Annotated in this window: 10 protein-coding genes; 7 read left to right on the top strand and 3 right to left on the bottom strand. The window is 69.2% G+C overall.

The window, feature by feature from the left end; all coding sequences use genetic code 11:
* Window positions 1-17 precede the first annotated feature (17 nt).
* Entirely contained in the window at window positions 18-962 is a 945-nt protein-coding gene (locus tag NK1_RS16560; protein WP_245660588.1) for an NsdA family TPR-like regulatory protein, read from the bottom strand.
* Window positions 963-1,443: 481 nt separating this feature from the next.
* Between NK1_RS16560 and NK1_RS16555 the strand changes: the two genes are divergently transcribed.
* Window positions 1,444-1,749, top strand: a complete 306-nt coding sequence (locus NK1_RS16555; protein WP_062965122.1) for a hypothetical protein — start codon at window positions 1,444-1,446, stop codon at window positions 1,747-1,749.
* Window positions 1,750-1,822: 73 nt separating this feature from the next.
* On the opposite strand, the gene NK1_RS16550 is transcribed toward NK1_RS16555, so the two are convergent.
* Window positions 1,823-2,683, bottom strand: a complete 861-nt coding sequence (locus tag NK1_RS16550; RefSeq protein WP_245660595.1) for a PAC2 family protein — start codon at window positions 2,681-2,683, stop codon at window positions 1,823-1,825.
* 161 nt (window positions 2,684-2,844) lie between these two features.
* Between NK1_RS16550 and metH the strand changes: the two genes are divergently transcribed.
* The 3 genes from metH (at window position 2,845) to NK1_RS16535 (ending at window position 8,819) form a co-directional block, all read left to right on the top strand.
* Window positions 2,845-6,423, top strand: a complete 3,579-nt coding sequence (metH, locus tag NK1_RS16545) for a methionine synthase (protein ID WP_063009632.1) — start codon at window positions 2,845-2,847, stop codon at window positions 6,421-6,423.
* Window positions 6,424-6,496: 73 nt separating this feature from the next.
* Complete coding sequence (locus NK1_RS16540; protein WP_063009630.1) at window positions 6,497-8,128, top strand: serine/threonine-protein kinase; 1,632 nt, start codon at window positions 6,497-6,499, stop codon at window positions 8,126-8,128.
* A 25-nt stretch (window positions 8,129-8,153) separates the two neighbouring features.
* Window positions 8,154-8,819: an HAD family hydrolase gene (locus NK1_RS16535; RefSeq protein ID WP_281189160.1), complete on the top strand. Its 666-nt coding sequence runs from the start codon at window positions 8,154-8,156 to the stop codon at window positions 8,817-8,819.
* Here the strand turns inward: NK1_RS16535 and NK1_RS16530 are convergent.
* Window positions 8,776-11,337 carry an ATP-binding protein gene (locus NK1_RS16530; protein ID WP_063009628.1) on the bottom strand — a complete coding sequence of 854 codons (2,562 nt, stop codon included), beginning with the start codon at window positions 11,335-11,337 and terminating at the stop codon, window positions 8,776-8,778. The genes NK1_RS16535 and NK1_RS16530 overlap by 44 nt on opposite strands.
* Before the next feature lie 168 nt (window positions 11,338-11,505).
* Between NK1_RS16530 and NK1_RS16525 the strand changes: the two genes are divergently transcribed.
* The 3 genes from NK1_RS16525 to NK1_RS16515 are packed head-to-tail and all read left to right on the top strand — an operon-like array spanning window position 11,506 to window position 15,114.
* Window positions 11,506-12,465 carry a HalD/BesD family halogenase gene (locus NK1_RS16525; protein WP_245660586.1) on the top strand — a complete coding sequence of 320 codons (960 nt, stop codon included), beginning with the start codon at window positions 11,506-11,508 and terminating at the stop codon, window positions 12,463-12,465.
* Window positions 12,466-12,493: 28 nt separating this feature from the next.
* Entirely contained in the window at window positions 12,494-13,303 is an 810-nt protein-coding gene (locus NK1_RS16520) for a class I SAM-dependent methyltransferase (RefSeq protein WP_218023130.1), read from the top strand.
* Complete coding sequence (locus tag NK1_RS16515) at window positions 13,300-15,114, top strand: choline/carnitine O-acyltransferase (protein ID WP_063009624.1); 1,815 nt, start codon at window positions 13,300-13,302, stop codon at window positions 15,112-15,114. Before NK1_RS16520 ends, NK1_RS16515 begins: the two co-directional genes overlap by 4 nt.
* Window positions 15,115-15,128 lie beyond the last annotated feature (14 nt).

Genomic DNA, 15,128 nt, shown 5'->3' with positions numbered 1-15,128 from the left:
GGCGCAACGCAATCCGCTCAGCTCATCGACAGCACCCGCAACTGCTCGAGATAGGTGCGGGTGCGTGGATCGGACGGATAGCGTTCGATCATCTCCCGCGCCGCCTCGCCCGCGATCCACAGCAGCGACGGCAGCGAGCGGCGTTTGCCCTCGAACGCGCGCATCGCCTCGTCGACGGCGAGTTCCAGATCGCGATCGCGGACCGCCACTACGGCCAGGGTCAGCTGTGCCTCGGAGACGCGCATCGGCTGACGGACCGAACCGTCGGGGCCCGTGGCACTGCGGATCACCTGGCGGGCATAGGCTTCCGCCGGGCGATCGTCACCGGCGACCCGGCAGCAATCCATGGCGTAGAAATCGAATTTCTGCGCGTCGACCACGAAGTGGTTGTCCAGATTTGCCGGATTGTTCAATTGCCGCAGGATATCTCGGCCGCGCTCGAGCGCGCGTTCCATCGCCTCGCGATCGCCGATGCGCGCCCATGCCTTGGCCTGCTGCGCGGCCAGCTGCACGCCGACACCCATGCCGCGGCAATTGTCGAGGGCGGACTCGGCCACCTCGATCGCGCCACGATAATTGCCCTGGGTGATGGCGAACCACGCCGCCATTTCCGCACCCCACCCGACGATTTCGGGATGTTCGGCCTCCTGGCCCAGCGACAGCGCCGCGCGGCGGGTCGCCTCCGCGGCGGTGCGCCGGCCCAGGTCGTAGTCGACACATCCGACCAGCAACGCCACCCAGCCGGCGAGGACCAGCACCTCGCGATGCTGAGCCAGGGTCAGCCGCCCGTCCAGCAGTGAGGTGATGCGCCGCAGCCACGCGGTGCCCTCCGTATGCAGTTCGTGCGGGTCGGCGAAGGGATATTCGCAGCACAGCCGCTCGGCGGTGATGCGAATGGCATCCAGTGTGGCCGAAGAGATGTCGGACATCCGCAGCCGGCCGATGAACTCGAGCGTGTCCATTCCCGTTGACGACAAAAGTTCGTCGTCCCGATTCGGGCGCGCCTTGGGGAAAAACGCAGCGGTGACGGTGTCGAATGCCGCGGCGATGATCGGCGCGTAGAAATCGTCGGGGCGCGACTCGCCCGATTCCCAACGGCGCCAATTGCGTAGGAGGGTACTGTCTGTCGGCAGGTTGTGGGATGACTTCGCGCGCATCGCGCGGACGGCATCCGCTTGGGACCACCCCCGCGCGTCTCGTTCGGAGCGCATCCTGACAGCCCAGACGGGTCGATCGTCACTCACGGCCACGTCTGTAGTATCCCACCAGTTAACGCCGGTGGACCCGATAGGGCACGCGGTTGTCCGTCATTGACATCTGCAATTGCATTTGCAGATGACGGATGCTCGATTCGGGCGGTTTTCCCGTCCACAGCAGGTGATCCACTAGCAGGTGATCCACAACAGAACAGCGAGTCCCTTACACATCCAAACGGAGGTTCGGGTGGAAGCGTTGATCTATGGATACGTGCGTGACGACTTGGCCGACGGTCACGCCGCCGAGCTGGAGGATGCGATGTGCACCCTGGCCAGCGAAGTCGGCCTCTGCTTCGCCGCGACGTTCCATGAATCGACCCAGGGTGACGGCACCGCGTTCGCCGAGCTCACGGCCGAGCTCAAGCGGGCCGAAGCACACCATGTGGTGGTTCCGTCGCTCGATCATCTTGCGGGCCAGACCATTCCGCGCGACGTGCTGATCGCGAAGCTGGCCCACGACGCCGAAGCCCAGGTGCTGACCATCGAGACCTGACCGTGTGCGGCCGGTCGCCGGACACGCGTCCGCGGGACCCGCCCGCCGGCCGAGTGTCCGGCGCCGCCACCGGTTACAGGCCGAAACCGCCCTTGCCGCCGCCTCGCCGGCGCAGATACTTCTCGAATTCCGCGGCGATCGCGTCGCCGTCGATCTTGGCCATCGCGTCGTCGAGGTCGACCGCGGCGTCGCCGCGCTCCTCCAGCGACCGCACGTATTCGGTGACCTCTTCGTCACCCTCGGTCATCTCGTCGACCGCGGACTCCCAGTCCTCGGCCTGCGCGGGCAGCTCGCCCAGCCGCACCTCGAGATCGAGCACGTCTTCGACCCGGCGCAGCAGCGCGATGGTCGCCTTCGGATTCGGCGGCTGGGAGACGTAGTGGGGAACCGCCGCCCAGAACGAGATGGCCGGCACGCCCGCTCGTACGCACGCGTCCTGTAGCACGCCGGTGATGCCGGTCGGTCCCTCGTATCGCGTTTGTTCCAGGCTGAACTGTTCGGCCGCTTCCTTGCTGTAGGCGGTGCCGGTGACCGGGACCGGCCGGGTGTGCGGGGTGTCCGCGAGCAGTGCTCCCAGGATCACCACCGTCGTCACCTGCAATTGCTCGATCAGATCGATGATGTCGGAGCAGAACGCTCGCCAGCGCATATTCGGCTCGATGCCGTGCAGCAACACGATGTCGCGCTCGCTACCGGGAGGCGAGCACACCGACAGGGTGGTCGAGGGCCACTGGATCTCGCGGGTCACGCCGTCGACCTGGCGGACGGTCGGCCGGTTGACCTGGTAGTCGTAGTAGTCTTCGGAATCCAGTTCGGCCAGCGGTTCGGCGTCCCAGATCAGTTCCAGATGTTCGACGGCGCCGCTGGCGGCGTCGGCCGCGTCGTTCCAGCCTTCGAAGGCGGCGACGAGAACCGGATCACGCAACGTCGGCATTGCCGGATCGGATGAGGCACTGGGGTTCACCCGGTCAGCCTACGGCGTGGCGGCGGTGTCGTTCACCGCATATTGCGGGATACCGCGTGTCGAGGGCGATGTGGCGCGGGCCGCCGGTCCGGTGGTCAGGATTGTCGGGGCCGCCCACTACTCTGGGGTACATGTCTGTGTCCTCCCGCGCCGAGTTCGATACCACGTTGCTCGACACGCTTGCCCGGCGTGTCGTGATCGGCGACGGTGCGATGGGCACCATGTTGCAGGCCGCGGACCTGACGCTCGACGACTTCCGCGGCCTCGAGGGATGCAACGAGATCCTGAACGAGACCCGCCCGGACGTGCTGCGCGGCATCCACCGCGCCTATTACGAGGCCGGGGCCGACGCGGTCGAGACCAACACCTTCGGCTGCAATCTGCCCAACCTGGCCGACTACGACATCGCCGACCGGATCCGCGATCTGTCCGAGCGCGGCACCCGGCTCGCCCGCGAGGTGGCCGACGAGATGGGCCCGTCCGGCGACGGCACGCCCCGCTACGTGCTGGGATCGATGGGTCCCGGCACCAAACTGCCCACCCTGGGCCACGCTCCCTACGTCGCGCTGCGCGATGCCTACACCGAGGCCGCGCTGGGCATGCTCGACGGCGGCGCGGATGCCATCCTGATCGAGACCTGCCAGGACCTGTTGCAGGTGAAGGCCGCGGTCACCGGCAGCCGCCGGGCGATGGAACGGGCCGGGCGGCGCATTCCGATCATCACCCACGTCACGGTCGAGACCACCGGCACCATGCTGGTCGGCAGTGAGATCGGCGCGGCGCTGACCGCGATCGAACCGCTCGGTGTCGACATGATCGGTCTCAATTGCGCCACCGGCCCGGACGAGATGAGCGAACATCTGCGCCATCTGTCCAAGCATGCCCAGCTGCCGGTGTCGGTGATGCCGAATGCGGGGCTGCCGGTGCTGGGGGCCAACGGCGCCGAATATCCGCTCACCCCGGGCGAATTGGCGAGCGCGCTGCACGGCTTCGTCACCGAATTCGGCCTCGCGCTGGTCGGCGGCTGCTGTGGCACCACCCCGCAGCACATCCGCGAGGTCGCCGACGCGGTCGCGAATGCGGCTCCGGCCCAGCGCAATCCGGAGCACGAGCCGAGTGTGTCCTCGATGTACACCTCGGTGCCGTTCGAACAGGACGCCTCGATCATGATGATCGGCGAGCGCACCAACGCCAACGGCTCCAAGGCCTTCCGTGAGGCGATGCTGGCCGGCGACTGGCAGAAATGCCTCGACATCGCCAAGGATCAGACCCGCGACGGCGCGCACATGCTGGATCTGTGTGTCGACTACGTCGGCCGCGACGGCAGCCTCGACATGGCGGAGCTGGCGGGCCGGCTCGCCACCGCCTCGACGCTGCCGATCATGCTCGACTCCACGGAGCCGCCGGTGCTGCAGGCCGGTCTGGAACGTCTGGGCGGGCGGTGCGCGGTCAACTCGGTGAACTACGAGGACGGCGCCGGGCCCGATTCGCGCTTCCAGCAGATCATGCGCCTGGTCGCCGAGCACGGCGCGGCCGTGGTGGCGCTGACCATCGACGAGAACGGTCAGGCCCGCACGGCGGAGCACAAGGTGGAGATCGCCGAGCGGCTGATCGCCGACATCACCGGCAACTGGGGACTGGCGGAGAGCGACATCATCGTCGACTGCCTGACCTTCACCCTGGGTACCGGGCAGGAGGAATCGCGTCGCGACGGCATCGAGACCATCGAGGGCATCCGCGAGCTCAAACGCCGGCACCCGCAGGTGCAGACCACCCTCGGCCTGTCGAACATCTCCTTCGGCCTCAACCCGGCCGCCCGGCAGGTGCTGAACTCGGTGTTCATGCACGAATGCGTGGAGGCCGGCCTGGATTCGGCGATCGTGCACGCCTCCAAGATCCTGCCGATGAGCCGGATCCCGGAGGACCAGCGCACCGCGGCGCTGGATCTGATCTACGACCGCCGCCGCGAGGGTTACGACCCGCTGCAGACGCTGATGGCCATGTTCGAGGGCGTCTCGGCGGCCTCGGCGAAGGCCTCGCGCGCCGACGAGCTGGCCGCGCTGCCGCTGTTCGAACGCCTGGAGCGGCGCATCGTCGACGGCGACCGCAACGGCCTCGAGGACGATCTGGATGCGGCGATGCGGGAAGTGCCGCCGCTGCAGATCATCAACGAAACCCTGCTCGCGGGGATGAAGACCGTCGGTGAGCTGTTCGGTTCGGGGCAGATGCAGTTGCCGTTCGTGCTGCAGTCCGCAGAGGTCATGAAGACCGCGGTGGCGCACCTGGAACCGCATATGGAGGCCACCGACGACTCGGGCAAGGGCCGCATCGTGCTGGCGACGGTCAAGGGCGATGTGCACGACATCGGCAAGAACCTGGTCGACATCATCCTGTCCAACAACGGCTACGAGGTCGTCAATCTCGGTATCAAACAACCGATTTCGGCGATTCTGGACGCGGCGACCGACAAGAAGGCCGATGTGATCGGCATGTCCGGCCTGCTGGTCAAGTCGACGGTGGTGATGAAGGAGAACCTCGAGGAGATGAACACCCGCGGGGTCGCCGACCAGTTCCCGGTGCTGCTGGGCGGCGCCGCGCTGACCCGCTCCTACGTCGAGAACGATCTCACCGACGTCTACGCCGGCGATGTGCACTATGCCCGCGACGCGTTCGAGGGCCTGCGCCTGATGGACGACATCATGACCCGCAAGCGCGGCGGCGCGGTCGATCCGGACAGCCCCGAGGCCGAGGCCGAACGCGCCAAGGCCGCCGAGCGCAAGGCCCGCCACGAGCGGTCCAAGCGCATCGCGGCCGAGCGGCGCGCCAAGGAGGTGGCCGTCGAGGTGCCCGAGCGCTCGGACGTGGCCGCCGACCTGCCGGTCCCGGTGCCGCCGTTCTGGGGCACCCGCGTGATCAAAGGCCTTGCGGTGGGCGAATACTCGGGCCTGCTCGATGAGCGCGCGTTGTTCCTGGGCCAGTGGGGTCTGCGTGGACAGCGCGGCGATGAGGGGCCGAGCTACGAGGATCTGGTCGAATCCGACGGCCGTCCGCGGCTGCGCTACTGGCTCGACCGGTTGTCCACCGAGGGGGTGCTGCAGCACGCGGCGGTGGTCTACGGCTACTTCCCCGCCGTGTCCGAGGGCGACGACGTGATCGTTCTCACCGAACCGGATCCCGCTGCGCCGCAACGGTATCGGTTCACCTTCCCGCGTCAGCAGCGCGACCGGTTCCTGTGCATCGCCGACTTCGTGCGCTCGCGGAAGCTGGCCACCGAGCGCGGCCAGGTCGACGTCCTGCCTTTCCAGCTGGTCACGATGGGGCAGCCGATCGCCGACTTCGCCAACGAACTGTTCGCGGCGAACAACTACCGCGACTACCTCGAGGTGCACGGCATCGGGGTGCAGCTCACCGAGGCGCTGGCCGAATACTGGCATCGCCGGATCCGGGAAGAGCTTGTGCTGGAAGGGCATTCGGTTGCCGACGAGGACCCCGCCGAGGTGACGGATTACTTCAAACTCGGCTACCGTGGCGCACGCTACTCCTTCGGTTACGGCGCCTGCCCCGAACTCGAGGACCGCGCGAAACTGGTGTCGTTGCTCGAGGCGGACCGGATCGGTGTATCGCTGTCGGAGGAGTTGCAGCTGCATCCGGAACAGTCGACCGACGCCTTCGTTCTGCTGCATCCGGAAGCCAAGTACTTCAACGCGTAAACTTTTAACGTTTCCGTGCGTCACACATAGTGGTGGGGTGCTCGGCGTGTGAGCGCAGGAGGGGTTCGACACCATGACTTCAGATCGGCTGATCGCCGGGCGGTACCGACTGGCCGATCCCATCGGCAGCGGAGCCATGGGCGTGGTGTGGCGCGCCAGTGACGTCCGGCTGCGGCGCACCGTCGCGGTCAAGCAGCTGCTGCTGGCGCCCGGGCTGACCAAGGCGCAGGCGCTCGAAGCGAAGATGCGCGCCATGCGGGAGGGACGCATCGCGGCACGGCTGCACCACCAGAACGCGGTCACCGTCTTCGACGTCGCGGAGGAGGACGGCCAGCCCTGGCTGGTCATGGAGTACGTCGACGCGCAGAGCCTCGCGGCGCTGATGCGCGACAAAGGCCCGCTCGAACCGCGTGAAGTGGCCCGGATCGGGGCGAAGGTCGCCGCGGCGCTCGCGGCCGCGCACGACGCCGGCATCGTGCATCGGGACGTGAAGCCCGCGAACATCCTCGTCGCCGACAACGGGACGGTGAAGATCACCGACTTCGGCATCTCGCGCGCCGTCGGCGACGTCACGGTCACCTCGACCGGATTCCTGGCCGGCACCCCGGCCTATCTGTCGCCGGAGATCGCGCGCGGTGAGGATCCGGAACCGTCGTCCGACGTGTTCGCGCTGGGCTCGACGCTGTATGCCGCGGTCGAGGGCGCGCCGCCGTTCGGTGAGGGCGACAATCCGCTCGCGGTGCTGCATTCGGTGGTCAGTGCCAAGGTGCCCGAGCCGAAGCGCGCCGGATCGCTGGGGCCGGTGTTGATGAGCCTGCTGGCCGCCGACGGCGCCGACCGGCCCACCATGCGGGAAGCGCAACAGGCGCTCGAGGCCGTCGCCGACGGCCGATCGGCCGCGTTGGTCCCCGCGGCCACCAAGGTGCTCCCGCAACCGGGCGTCGACGCCGCCGCGACCACGGTGCTGTCGACTCCCGAGAAGACCACGGCCGCTGCCACCCCCGCCGCAGGCGGGTCCACCGCGAAAACGCCCGCGCCGCAACCGAAGCCGGGCCCGCTGCGCGACCGGCGGATCTGGGCGGCAGCCGCTGCCGCCGTTCTCGTCGTCGCGGTGATCATCGGATTGGTGGCGACGTCCGGGTCCGATGACAACCACACCGCGGCGGCGGGGAACGGCACCACCTCGGCGCCGGAGCAGCCCTCGGCGACCGCCTTCGCACCGCCCGGCGCCGCGACCCCGGATGCGCCCGGCGGATCCTCGTCCAACGGTGCGGGTGGCAGCGCATCGCTCGGCAGTCCCGTGCCCAGCGGACAGACCCCGCCCCCGGCGCCGAGCGGCGCCCCGGCGCCCGGTGCGTCCCGGACGGCCCCGCCCGGAACCAGCGCTCCCTACGGACCTGCCCAGCCGGCCGACGTCGCGGGCTTCATCTCCGGCTACTACGGCATGCTCCCCGGTAACACCAGCGGCGCCTGGGCCGAGCTGGCACCGTCGTACCAGTCCCAGACCGGCGGCTACGCGCAGTACTCGAATTTCTGGTCGACGGTGTCGTCGGTGCGGGTCGGCGGGGTGACGCAGAGCGGTCCCGGGCGGGCGGTCGCGACGCTCACCTATACCCTGAAGAACGGGACCGTCACCTCCGAGAGCCGCTGGTTCACGGTGGATACGGCCACCGGCCGGATGCTCATCACCGCGTCGGGAACCTGATGCGGAATCGGAAGGAGAGCTCCGGGTGACTGTGGCCGCCGTGCTGTGGGATATGGACGGCACCCTGCTGGATTCGGAGAAGCTCTGGGATATCGGCGTGCGCGAACTCGCCGAGGAACTCGGCGGCCGGATGACCGACGCCATCCGGCACGCGCTGATCGGCGCCGACGCCCGCAACGCGCTGCGGATCCTGTTCGACGGACTGGGGCTGGAACTCGACCCGGCGGCGATGCTGGCGGCGGGACAGTGGCTGGAGCGCCGGGTCACCGAACTGATGGCCGGGCCCATCCCGTGGCGGCCCGGTGCGCAGGACGCGCTGGCGACGCTGCGGACGGCGGGCCTGCCGGCCGCGCTGGTGACCAACACCAAGCGATCGATCACCGAGCTGTGCCTGGAAACGCTGGGCCGTCACATGTTCGACGTCTCGGTCTGCGGTGACGAGGTCGACAGCGGCAAACCCGCGCCCGATCCCTACCTGCGCGCCGCGCGGTTGCTCGGCGTTGCCCCGGAAGATTGTGTGGCCGTGGAGGATTCGCCGACCGGCTCGGCCGCCGCGCTGGCCGCCGGATGCCGGGTGCTGGTGGTGCCGTGCGAAATCGCGGTCCCGTCGCGGCCCGGACTCGAATTCCGGGAATCGCTGGTGGGTCTCACCGTCGAGGACCTCGCCTCGGTTCACGCCGGCGTGCGCTGACCCGAGTCACCGAGCTCGCCGACGCCGCGGACTCGGTGCGGCACCCCCGTGGACGCGGTGTGTGTTCGGCGCGGGTGCGGCGCTCGGGCGGCACTTGCGGTGCGATGTCGGCGCGCGAAGCCACCGCGAGCTTTCGCAAGACGGCTGCGACCTGCGCGTCCACCGTGCGTGTCGAACTGCCCCGCCGCGCCGCGATGTCGCCGTTGGTCCAGCCCGCCGCCGCCAGAGCGGCGACCTCCTGTTCGGCCCGGGTCAGTAGATCCCATTCCGGTGCGTGCGGGCGGGCCGGGCGCTCGTCCGGCGCAGCGATATCGCAGGCGAGTCTGCTGATCTCGGTCAATGTGGGGCGCACCTCGGTTCCCTCCCGATAGGCCGCGTCGAAGGTGTGCGCGCCCAGGAGCCGCCGGATCCCGTCGGCCGCGCGGTCGGTTTCGGCCACGAAGGGCCGCAGCTGGGCGATCTCGACACCGAGCCGGCGCCGCAGCGCCGCCGCGGCGCCGAGCAGTCGCGCGATCTCCACGGCCGTCGCGCGGGGCACGGCCGCAGGGGGCGCGTCGAGAGTCAGCCGCGCCAGTGCCCATGCCCGCGCGTGGACCGACCACACCACACCCCACGTGTCGCGGGTCGCGACCTGCCGGGCCAAGGTGGCGGGGGCGGCCGCGGCGGCCCACCGCGCGTCGCCGTGCAAGGTTTCGGCGATGATGCGCGCGATCTCGGCCCACGACTTCGCCCAGTCCGCACCCGATTCCGCCGCCTCGAGGTGGCGGGCGGTCACGGCGAGGGCCTGCTCGGGCGTACCGAGGAAGGCGGCGGCGAGCGCCTCGAACAGCGCACAGATCGCCGCGTGCCCGTAATCCGCTGCGGTGGTGAACATTTCGCGGGCACGGGAGAGGAGCACCAGCGCGCGCACATCCTGATCGACGAGCATCAACCGGCAGCCCAGGGTGAACACCACCGGGGCCGGCAGCGGTACGTCGGCGGTGGGGTCGGCGGCCAACCGTGCCCGTGCCGCCGGCTCGGGCACCGCGGCCGCCACACAGCGGTCGAGCAGCTCCGCCGCCTCGCCGGGCTGCCCCTGGCACAGGCAGATCCACGCGATCGTGGCCATCGCGCGGATCCGCAGCGGCTCGGGCGCGGAATCGGCGACGGCCAGGGTCTTCTCGGCGCGGCGCCGTGATTCGCGCAACGAACCCCGGAAGAAGGGCACGTGCAACGCGATCATCCCCAGTGCGATCTCCAGCCCGGCCACCGCGTCGTCGGGTGAGTCCAGGCTGCGGTCGATGGCGATCAGCAGGTTGTCCCACGACGCGCGCGCCCACTGCGGCAACCGGCCGTCGCCGTCGTCGGAACCGGTGATCCGGTCGCGGTAATAGCGGCGGTGCCGGTCCGCCAGCCGCCGCGGCTCACGGGGATCGCGTTCGGCCAGGCGCTCCCGGGCGAACAGCCGCAGGCTCTCCAGCAGCGAATAACGCACCTCGCGGGCACTCAGATGCACGGTGACCAGCGATTGGTCGGCCAGCCGCTCGAGCAGTTCCTCGATCTCCGCGGCGGCCGGTTCCGCTGGGGAACCGTGGGAGGCGTCGAGGCCGGAACAGACGGCCACGATCGCGTCGAGGTCGGCGCCCACCTCGAGGCCCGACTCGTCGTCGGCGTCGGCGGGATTGACGTCGTATCCGGGTGCGAACACCGACATTCGCTCGAACAGCAGCCGTTCGCGCGCGTCGCACAGTTCGAACGACCACGCGATCACGTCGGTGATACCGCGATGCCGGGTGTCCGCGCCGACCAGAGTGGTGGGCGGCCAGTGCAGGCGGGTGTCGCCGGCGCGACCGTCGAGATCGCGCAGGATCATGGCCGGCGGGCGCCGCCGCAGCCGCGCCGCCGCGAGCCGGATGTGCAGCGGGTAGTGGTGCAGATGCCGGCAGATGGAGGCCACCGTGCCGGCGCTGTCGGGGCTCAGGACGGTACCGGTCAGCGCCGCGCGCTTGTGGAACAACTCCACGGCCTGGGCTTGCGTCAACGGTGGGAGCGGGAGGAGTTGCTCGTCGATCCAGCCGAGGGGGCGACGGCTGGTGGCCAGCACCGTCAGGTCCGGCACCGTCTCGATCAGCTCGGCGATCACCTGCCCCGCGCCCTCGGTGACGTGCTCGCAGTTGTCCATGACCAGCACCGGGGGCGCGGCGGCGGCAGCGAGGGTATCGCTCAGCGCAGGCCAGGGATCTCGCCCGGAGAAGTCGTGATCGACGACCGCGCGCACCACTTCCTCGGCCACTCCGGCCGCGTCCGTCCCCGCCGCCAGGCGCGCCAGGCGCACCCAGTGCACGCCTCGCCCGCCGGTCCGGGGCAATCGGTGCACGGCCTCGGTGACCAGGCGGGTCTTGCCCAGGCCGCCCGCGCCGATGACCGTGATCAGTCGCGCGGACCCGGACAGCAGGGTGGCCAGCCGCCCCAGTTCCGGTTCGCGGCCGATGAATTCGTCGGAGGTGGTCGGGACGGTGCCCACCCGCAGTGGCGCCATCTCGCGACCCTACCGCCCGCGAGCGCCGGCCGGGCGGGCAGCGGTGCGTCGCGGCGTTGTGGTCGCGAATATCGCTGGCGCACATGGTTACTCGAGGGTTTGTGAGGTTTCCCAATGATATCCGGGAATCTGCTGTGCGATGGCCTCCGGCAGGTCACAATGATCTTCATGGCGGCGACAGGGGGTTGTGGCGACGTGGGTGAAATGGGCCGGGTGAACGGCGAAACTGCTGGGGGAGAAGGCACTTCCGAACGGGTGGGTGGTGCGGCGGCCGGACCGGCCCTGGCCGCCGTCGTCGATACCGAGCGCTATCCGCTGGACGCACCCGGCAGCGCGCGGTGGGACGAGGTGGTGCGCCGGGCGCGTGACGACCTCGCTGCCGACGGCTGCACCGTCCTGCCCGGCTTCGTGCGCCCGGACCTGCTGGCCACGCTGCGCGACGAGGGCGCCGCACTCGCCCCGCACGCCTACTACACGGTCGAGAAGGTCAACGCGTACAACATTCCGCTCGACAGCGACCTGCCTCCCGACCACCCGGCCACGATCGTGCTCGAGCGCGGAAACGCCTTCGTCGCGCGGGATCTCATTCCCCGGACCGCGGTGATCCAGGTGCTCTACACGAGTGCGGCGTTCCAGCGATTGGTCGCCGAATGCTTCGGCCTGCCGCACTTGCACGAATACACCGATCCGCTGGCGGGGTTGTGCCTCAACGTGGTTGCGCCCGGCATGTCGCATCCGTGGCATTTCGACACCAACGAATTCACGGTCTCGATGCTGACCCAGGAGCCGGACGCGGGCGGCGTCTTCGAATACTGCCCGCGCATCCGGACGCCGGAATCGGAGAATCTGGCCGATGTACGAGCCGTGCTCACCGGATCGGGCGAGCCGCTCGTCCGGCGGCTCACACTGCGCCCCGGCGATCTGCAACTGTTCCAGGGCCGTTTCTCCCTGCACCGCGTCTCACCGGTGGAGGGCGCCACCCAGCGTCACAGCGCGATCTTCGCCTACAGCGACCGCCCGGGCATCGTGGGCGCGGTCGAACGCACCCGGCAACTGTTCGGGCGGGTTCTGCCGGACCATCTGGCCGCGGCGGGCAATGCCGTACGCGGCGACCGACTTCTCGACTGATCACCCGTTCGACTCAGGAGGATCGCCCGTGACGGTTTCGATGCACAGCACCGGAAAAGCCTCGTTCGACGACATCTACGACCGCCCCGATCCGAGCGCCTACTGCCGCCGGATGGCCGAATTGGACTACTGCATACCGGAATTGGCGAAGCCCGCTTTCCTCGAACTGTTCGCCGACTACGAGGCACACACCGGTGCCGCGCCCACCGTCCTGGACCTGGGCTGCTCCTACGGGGTGAACGCGGCGCTGCTGCGCTTCGGCACCACCGTCGCCGATCTGGCCGAGCACTACGGTGACGCCGACACCGCCACCTGCATCGCCCGCGACCGCGCCCGCCTGGCCGCCGACGACCGGTTGCCCGAGATCCGTTTCATCGGCATGGACGCCTCCGCGCCGGCGCTGGACTACGCGGCCGCCACCGGGCTGCTGCACGAAACCGTCCACGCCGATCTCGAGGCGGGCGATCCCACCGAGGCGCAGCGGAAGATCATCGGCTCGGCGGATCTGGTGATCTCCACGGGCTGCGTCGGTTACGTCACCGGCCGCACCCTCACACGGGTGGCCCGCGCGCACGGCACCCGGCTACCGTGGATGGCACACTTCGTCCTGCGGATGTACGCCTTCGAATCGATCGCGAGCGAACTCGCCGCCCTGGGGTACCGGACCGAGCGCCGTCCGGGCACCTTCCGGCAGCGCCGCTTCGCCTCCGCCGCCGAACAGCAACAGGTACTGAATACGTTGACCGCCAACGGAATCGATCCGACCGGCTACGAATCCGACGGCTGGCTGCACGCCGAACTGTATATATCCACCCCGACCCCCGAGGACCGCCCGTGACCGACCGTACTTTCGCCTTCGACGATCAGCTGCCGCGCGTGCCGCTGCCCACGCTCGACGACAGCTGCGCGCGTTTCCTGCAGTGGTCGCGGCCGCTGCTGACGGAGGACGAATACGCCGATACCGAGCGCGCCGTAGCCGATCTGCTGCGCGCCGACGGTCCGGCCCGGATCCTGCACGCCGATCTGGAGCGGTTCGACAGCAGCCCCGGCGTCGGCAGCTGGCTCGACGAGTTCTGGCCCTCGCGCTATCTGGGCCGTCGCGACCGCATCGCGGTCAATGCCAACTTCTTCTTCCTGTTCCGCGACGACACGCCACTGGCGCAGTCCACCTCGGATCAGCAGGCCGATCGCGCCGCCGCGCTGATCACCGCCGCGGTGAACTACAAACTGCTGCTCGATCGGGAGGAGATCCCGCCGGTCGTGCAACGCGGAGCGCACTTTTCGATGGCGCAGAACAAATTCCTGTTCTCCGAGACCAGGATTCCGGGCGATCCGCAGGACAGCGTGCGCGTGCCCTACAGCGACGACTGGCCCGGCCCGTCGCAGGCGCGCCACATCGTGGTCTTCCACCACGGCGCCATGTTCCGGATGGAGGTCATCGGACCCGGCGGTGCGCCGCACGCCCCCGAGGATCTCGCGGACGGACTGCGGGCCGTGCTCAAGGCGGCGCCCGACCAGCTGCCGGTCGACTCCTCGGCCGGGCATCTGACCACCATGGCGCGCGCCGAATGGGCCGGTGTGCGTGCCCGTCTGCTCGACGATCCGGTGAACGCGGCAGCGCTGGAGTCGATCGAAACCGCGCTGTTCTGCGTCTGCCTCGACGATGTGACCCCGGCCGATCAGCTCGCGGCCAGCGATCAACTGCTGCACGGCGACAGCGGGAACCGGTGGTTCGACAAGGCGGTCTCGCTGATCGTCTTCGCCGACGGCAGCGCCGGTATCAATGTCGAACACTGCGGACTCGACGGCACCACCATCCTGTCGTTCGTCGACCGGCTGCTCGAGGCCCCGGCCGCCGAGCATGCCGCACAGTCGGGGGCGCAACCGCAGGGATTGCCCTCGGTGGAGCCGATCGAGTTCCGGCTCGACGATCGGTTGCGCGGTGAGATCTCTTCGGCCGCGGCCGCGTTCGCGCAGTTCGTCGCCGACAACGCCACCACCACGGTGTCGTTCGACCGCTTCGGTACCGGCCGCGCCAAGGAACTCGGTATCTCGCCGGACGCCTTCGCGCAGTTGAGCTATCAGCTCGCCCATCAGCGCAGCAAGGGGATGATCGGGGCCACCTACGAATCGATCGCGACCCGGCAGTATCGCAACGGCCGCACCGAGGCGATGCGCGTGGTGACCCCGCAGATCCTGGAATTCGTTGCCACCATGGACGATTCATCGGCCGATACGGCGACGAAACTGGCCGCCGCCCGGGCGGCCGCGACCGCCCACGTGGAGCGCGCGAAACAGTGTCAGCGCGGTGAGGCGCCGGAGCAGCATCTGTGGGAGCTGCAGTGGGTGCAGCGCCGGCGGGGCGCCGAACTGGGGGCGACCGAGCCGATGCCCTTCTTCGACAGTCCGGGCTGGATCATCACCCGCGACGACTACCTGAGTACGAGTTCGGCGCCCTCGGCGAATATCGAATACTTCGGTTTCGGCTGCACCAGCCAGAAGTGCATCGGCATCGCCTATGTCCTGCTGCCGGATCGCTGGAACATCTACCTCGCCACGCCGAAATCCGTCGCGGAGCAGATGTATCGGTTCGCCGACGAACTGCGGACCGCGGTGTCCGAACTGGAGGAACTGCTCGCTTCGGCCTGATCGGAGGGCATTGC

It is taken from the genome of Nocardia kruczakiae NBRC 101016 (assembly GCF_001612965.1).
GTDB classification, from domain to species: Bacteria; Actinomycetota; Actinomycetes; order Mycobacteriales; family Mycobacteriaceae; genus Nocardia; species Nocardia kruczakiae.
This window is presented reverse-complemented; position numbering and strand designations above follow the sequence as displayed.

Coding starts and splice junctions, on each gene's coding strand:
- NK1_RS16560 (WP_245660588.1), bottom strand. CDS start 962: ATGGACACGCTCGAGTTCATCGGCCGGCTGCGGATGTCCGACATCTCT.
- NK1_RS16550 (WP_245660595.1), bottom strand. CDS start 2,683: ATGCCGACGTTGCGTGATCCGGTTCTCGTCGCCGCCTTCGAAGGCTGG.
- metH (WP_063009632.1), top strand. CDS start 2,845: ATGTCTGTGTCCTCCCGCGCCGAGTTCGATACCACGTTGCTCGACACG.
- NK1_RS16540 (WP_063009630.1), top strand. CDS start 6,497: ATGACTTCAGATCGGCTGATCGCCGGGCGGTACCGACTGGCCGATCCC.
- NK1_RS16530 (WP_063009628.1), bottom strand. CDS start 11,337: ATGGCGCCACTGCGGGTGGGCACCGTCCCGACCACCTCCGACGAATTC.
- NK1_RS16525 (WP_245660586.1), top strand. CDS start 11,506: ATGGCGGCGACAGGGGGTTGTGGCGACGTGGGTGAAATGGGCCGGGTG.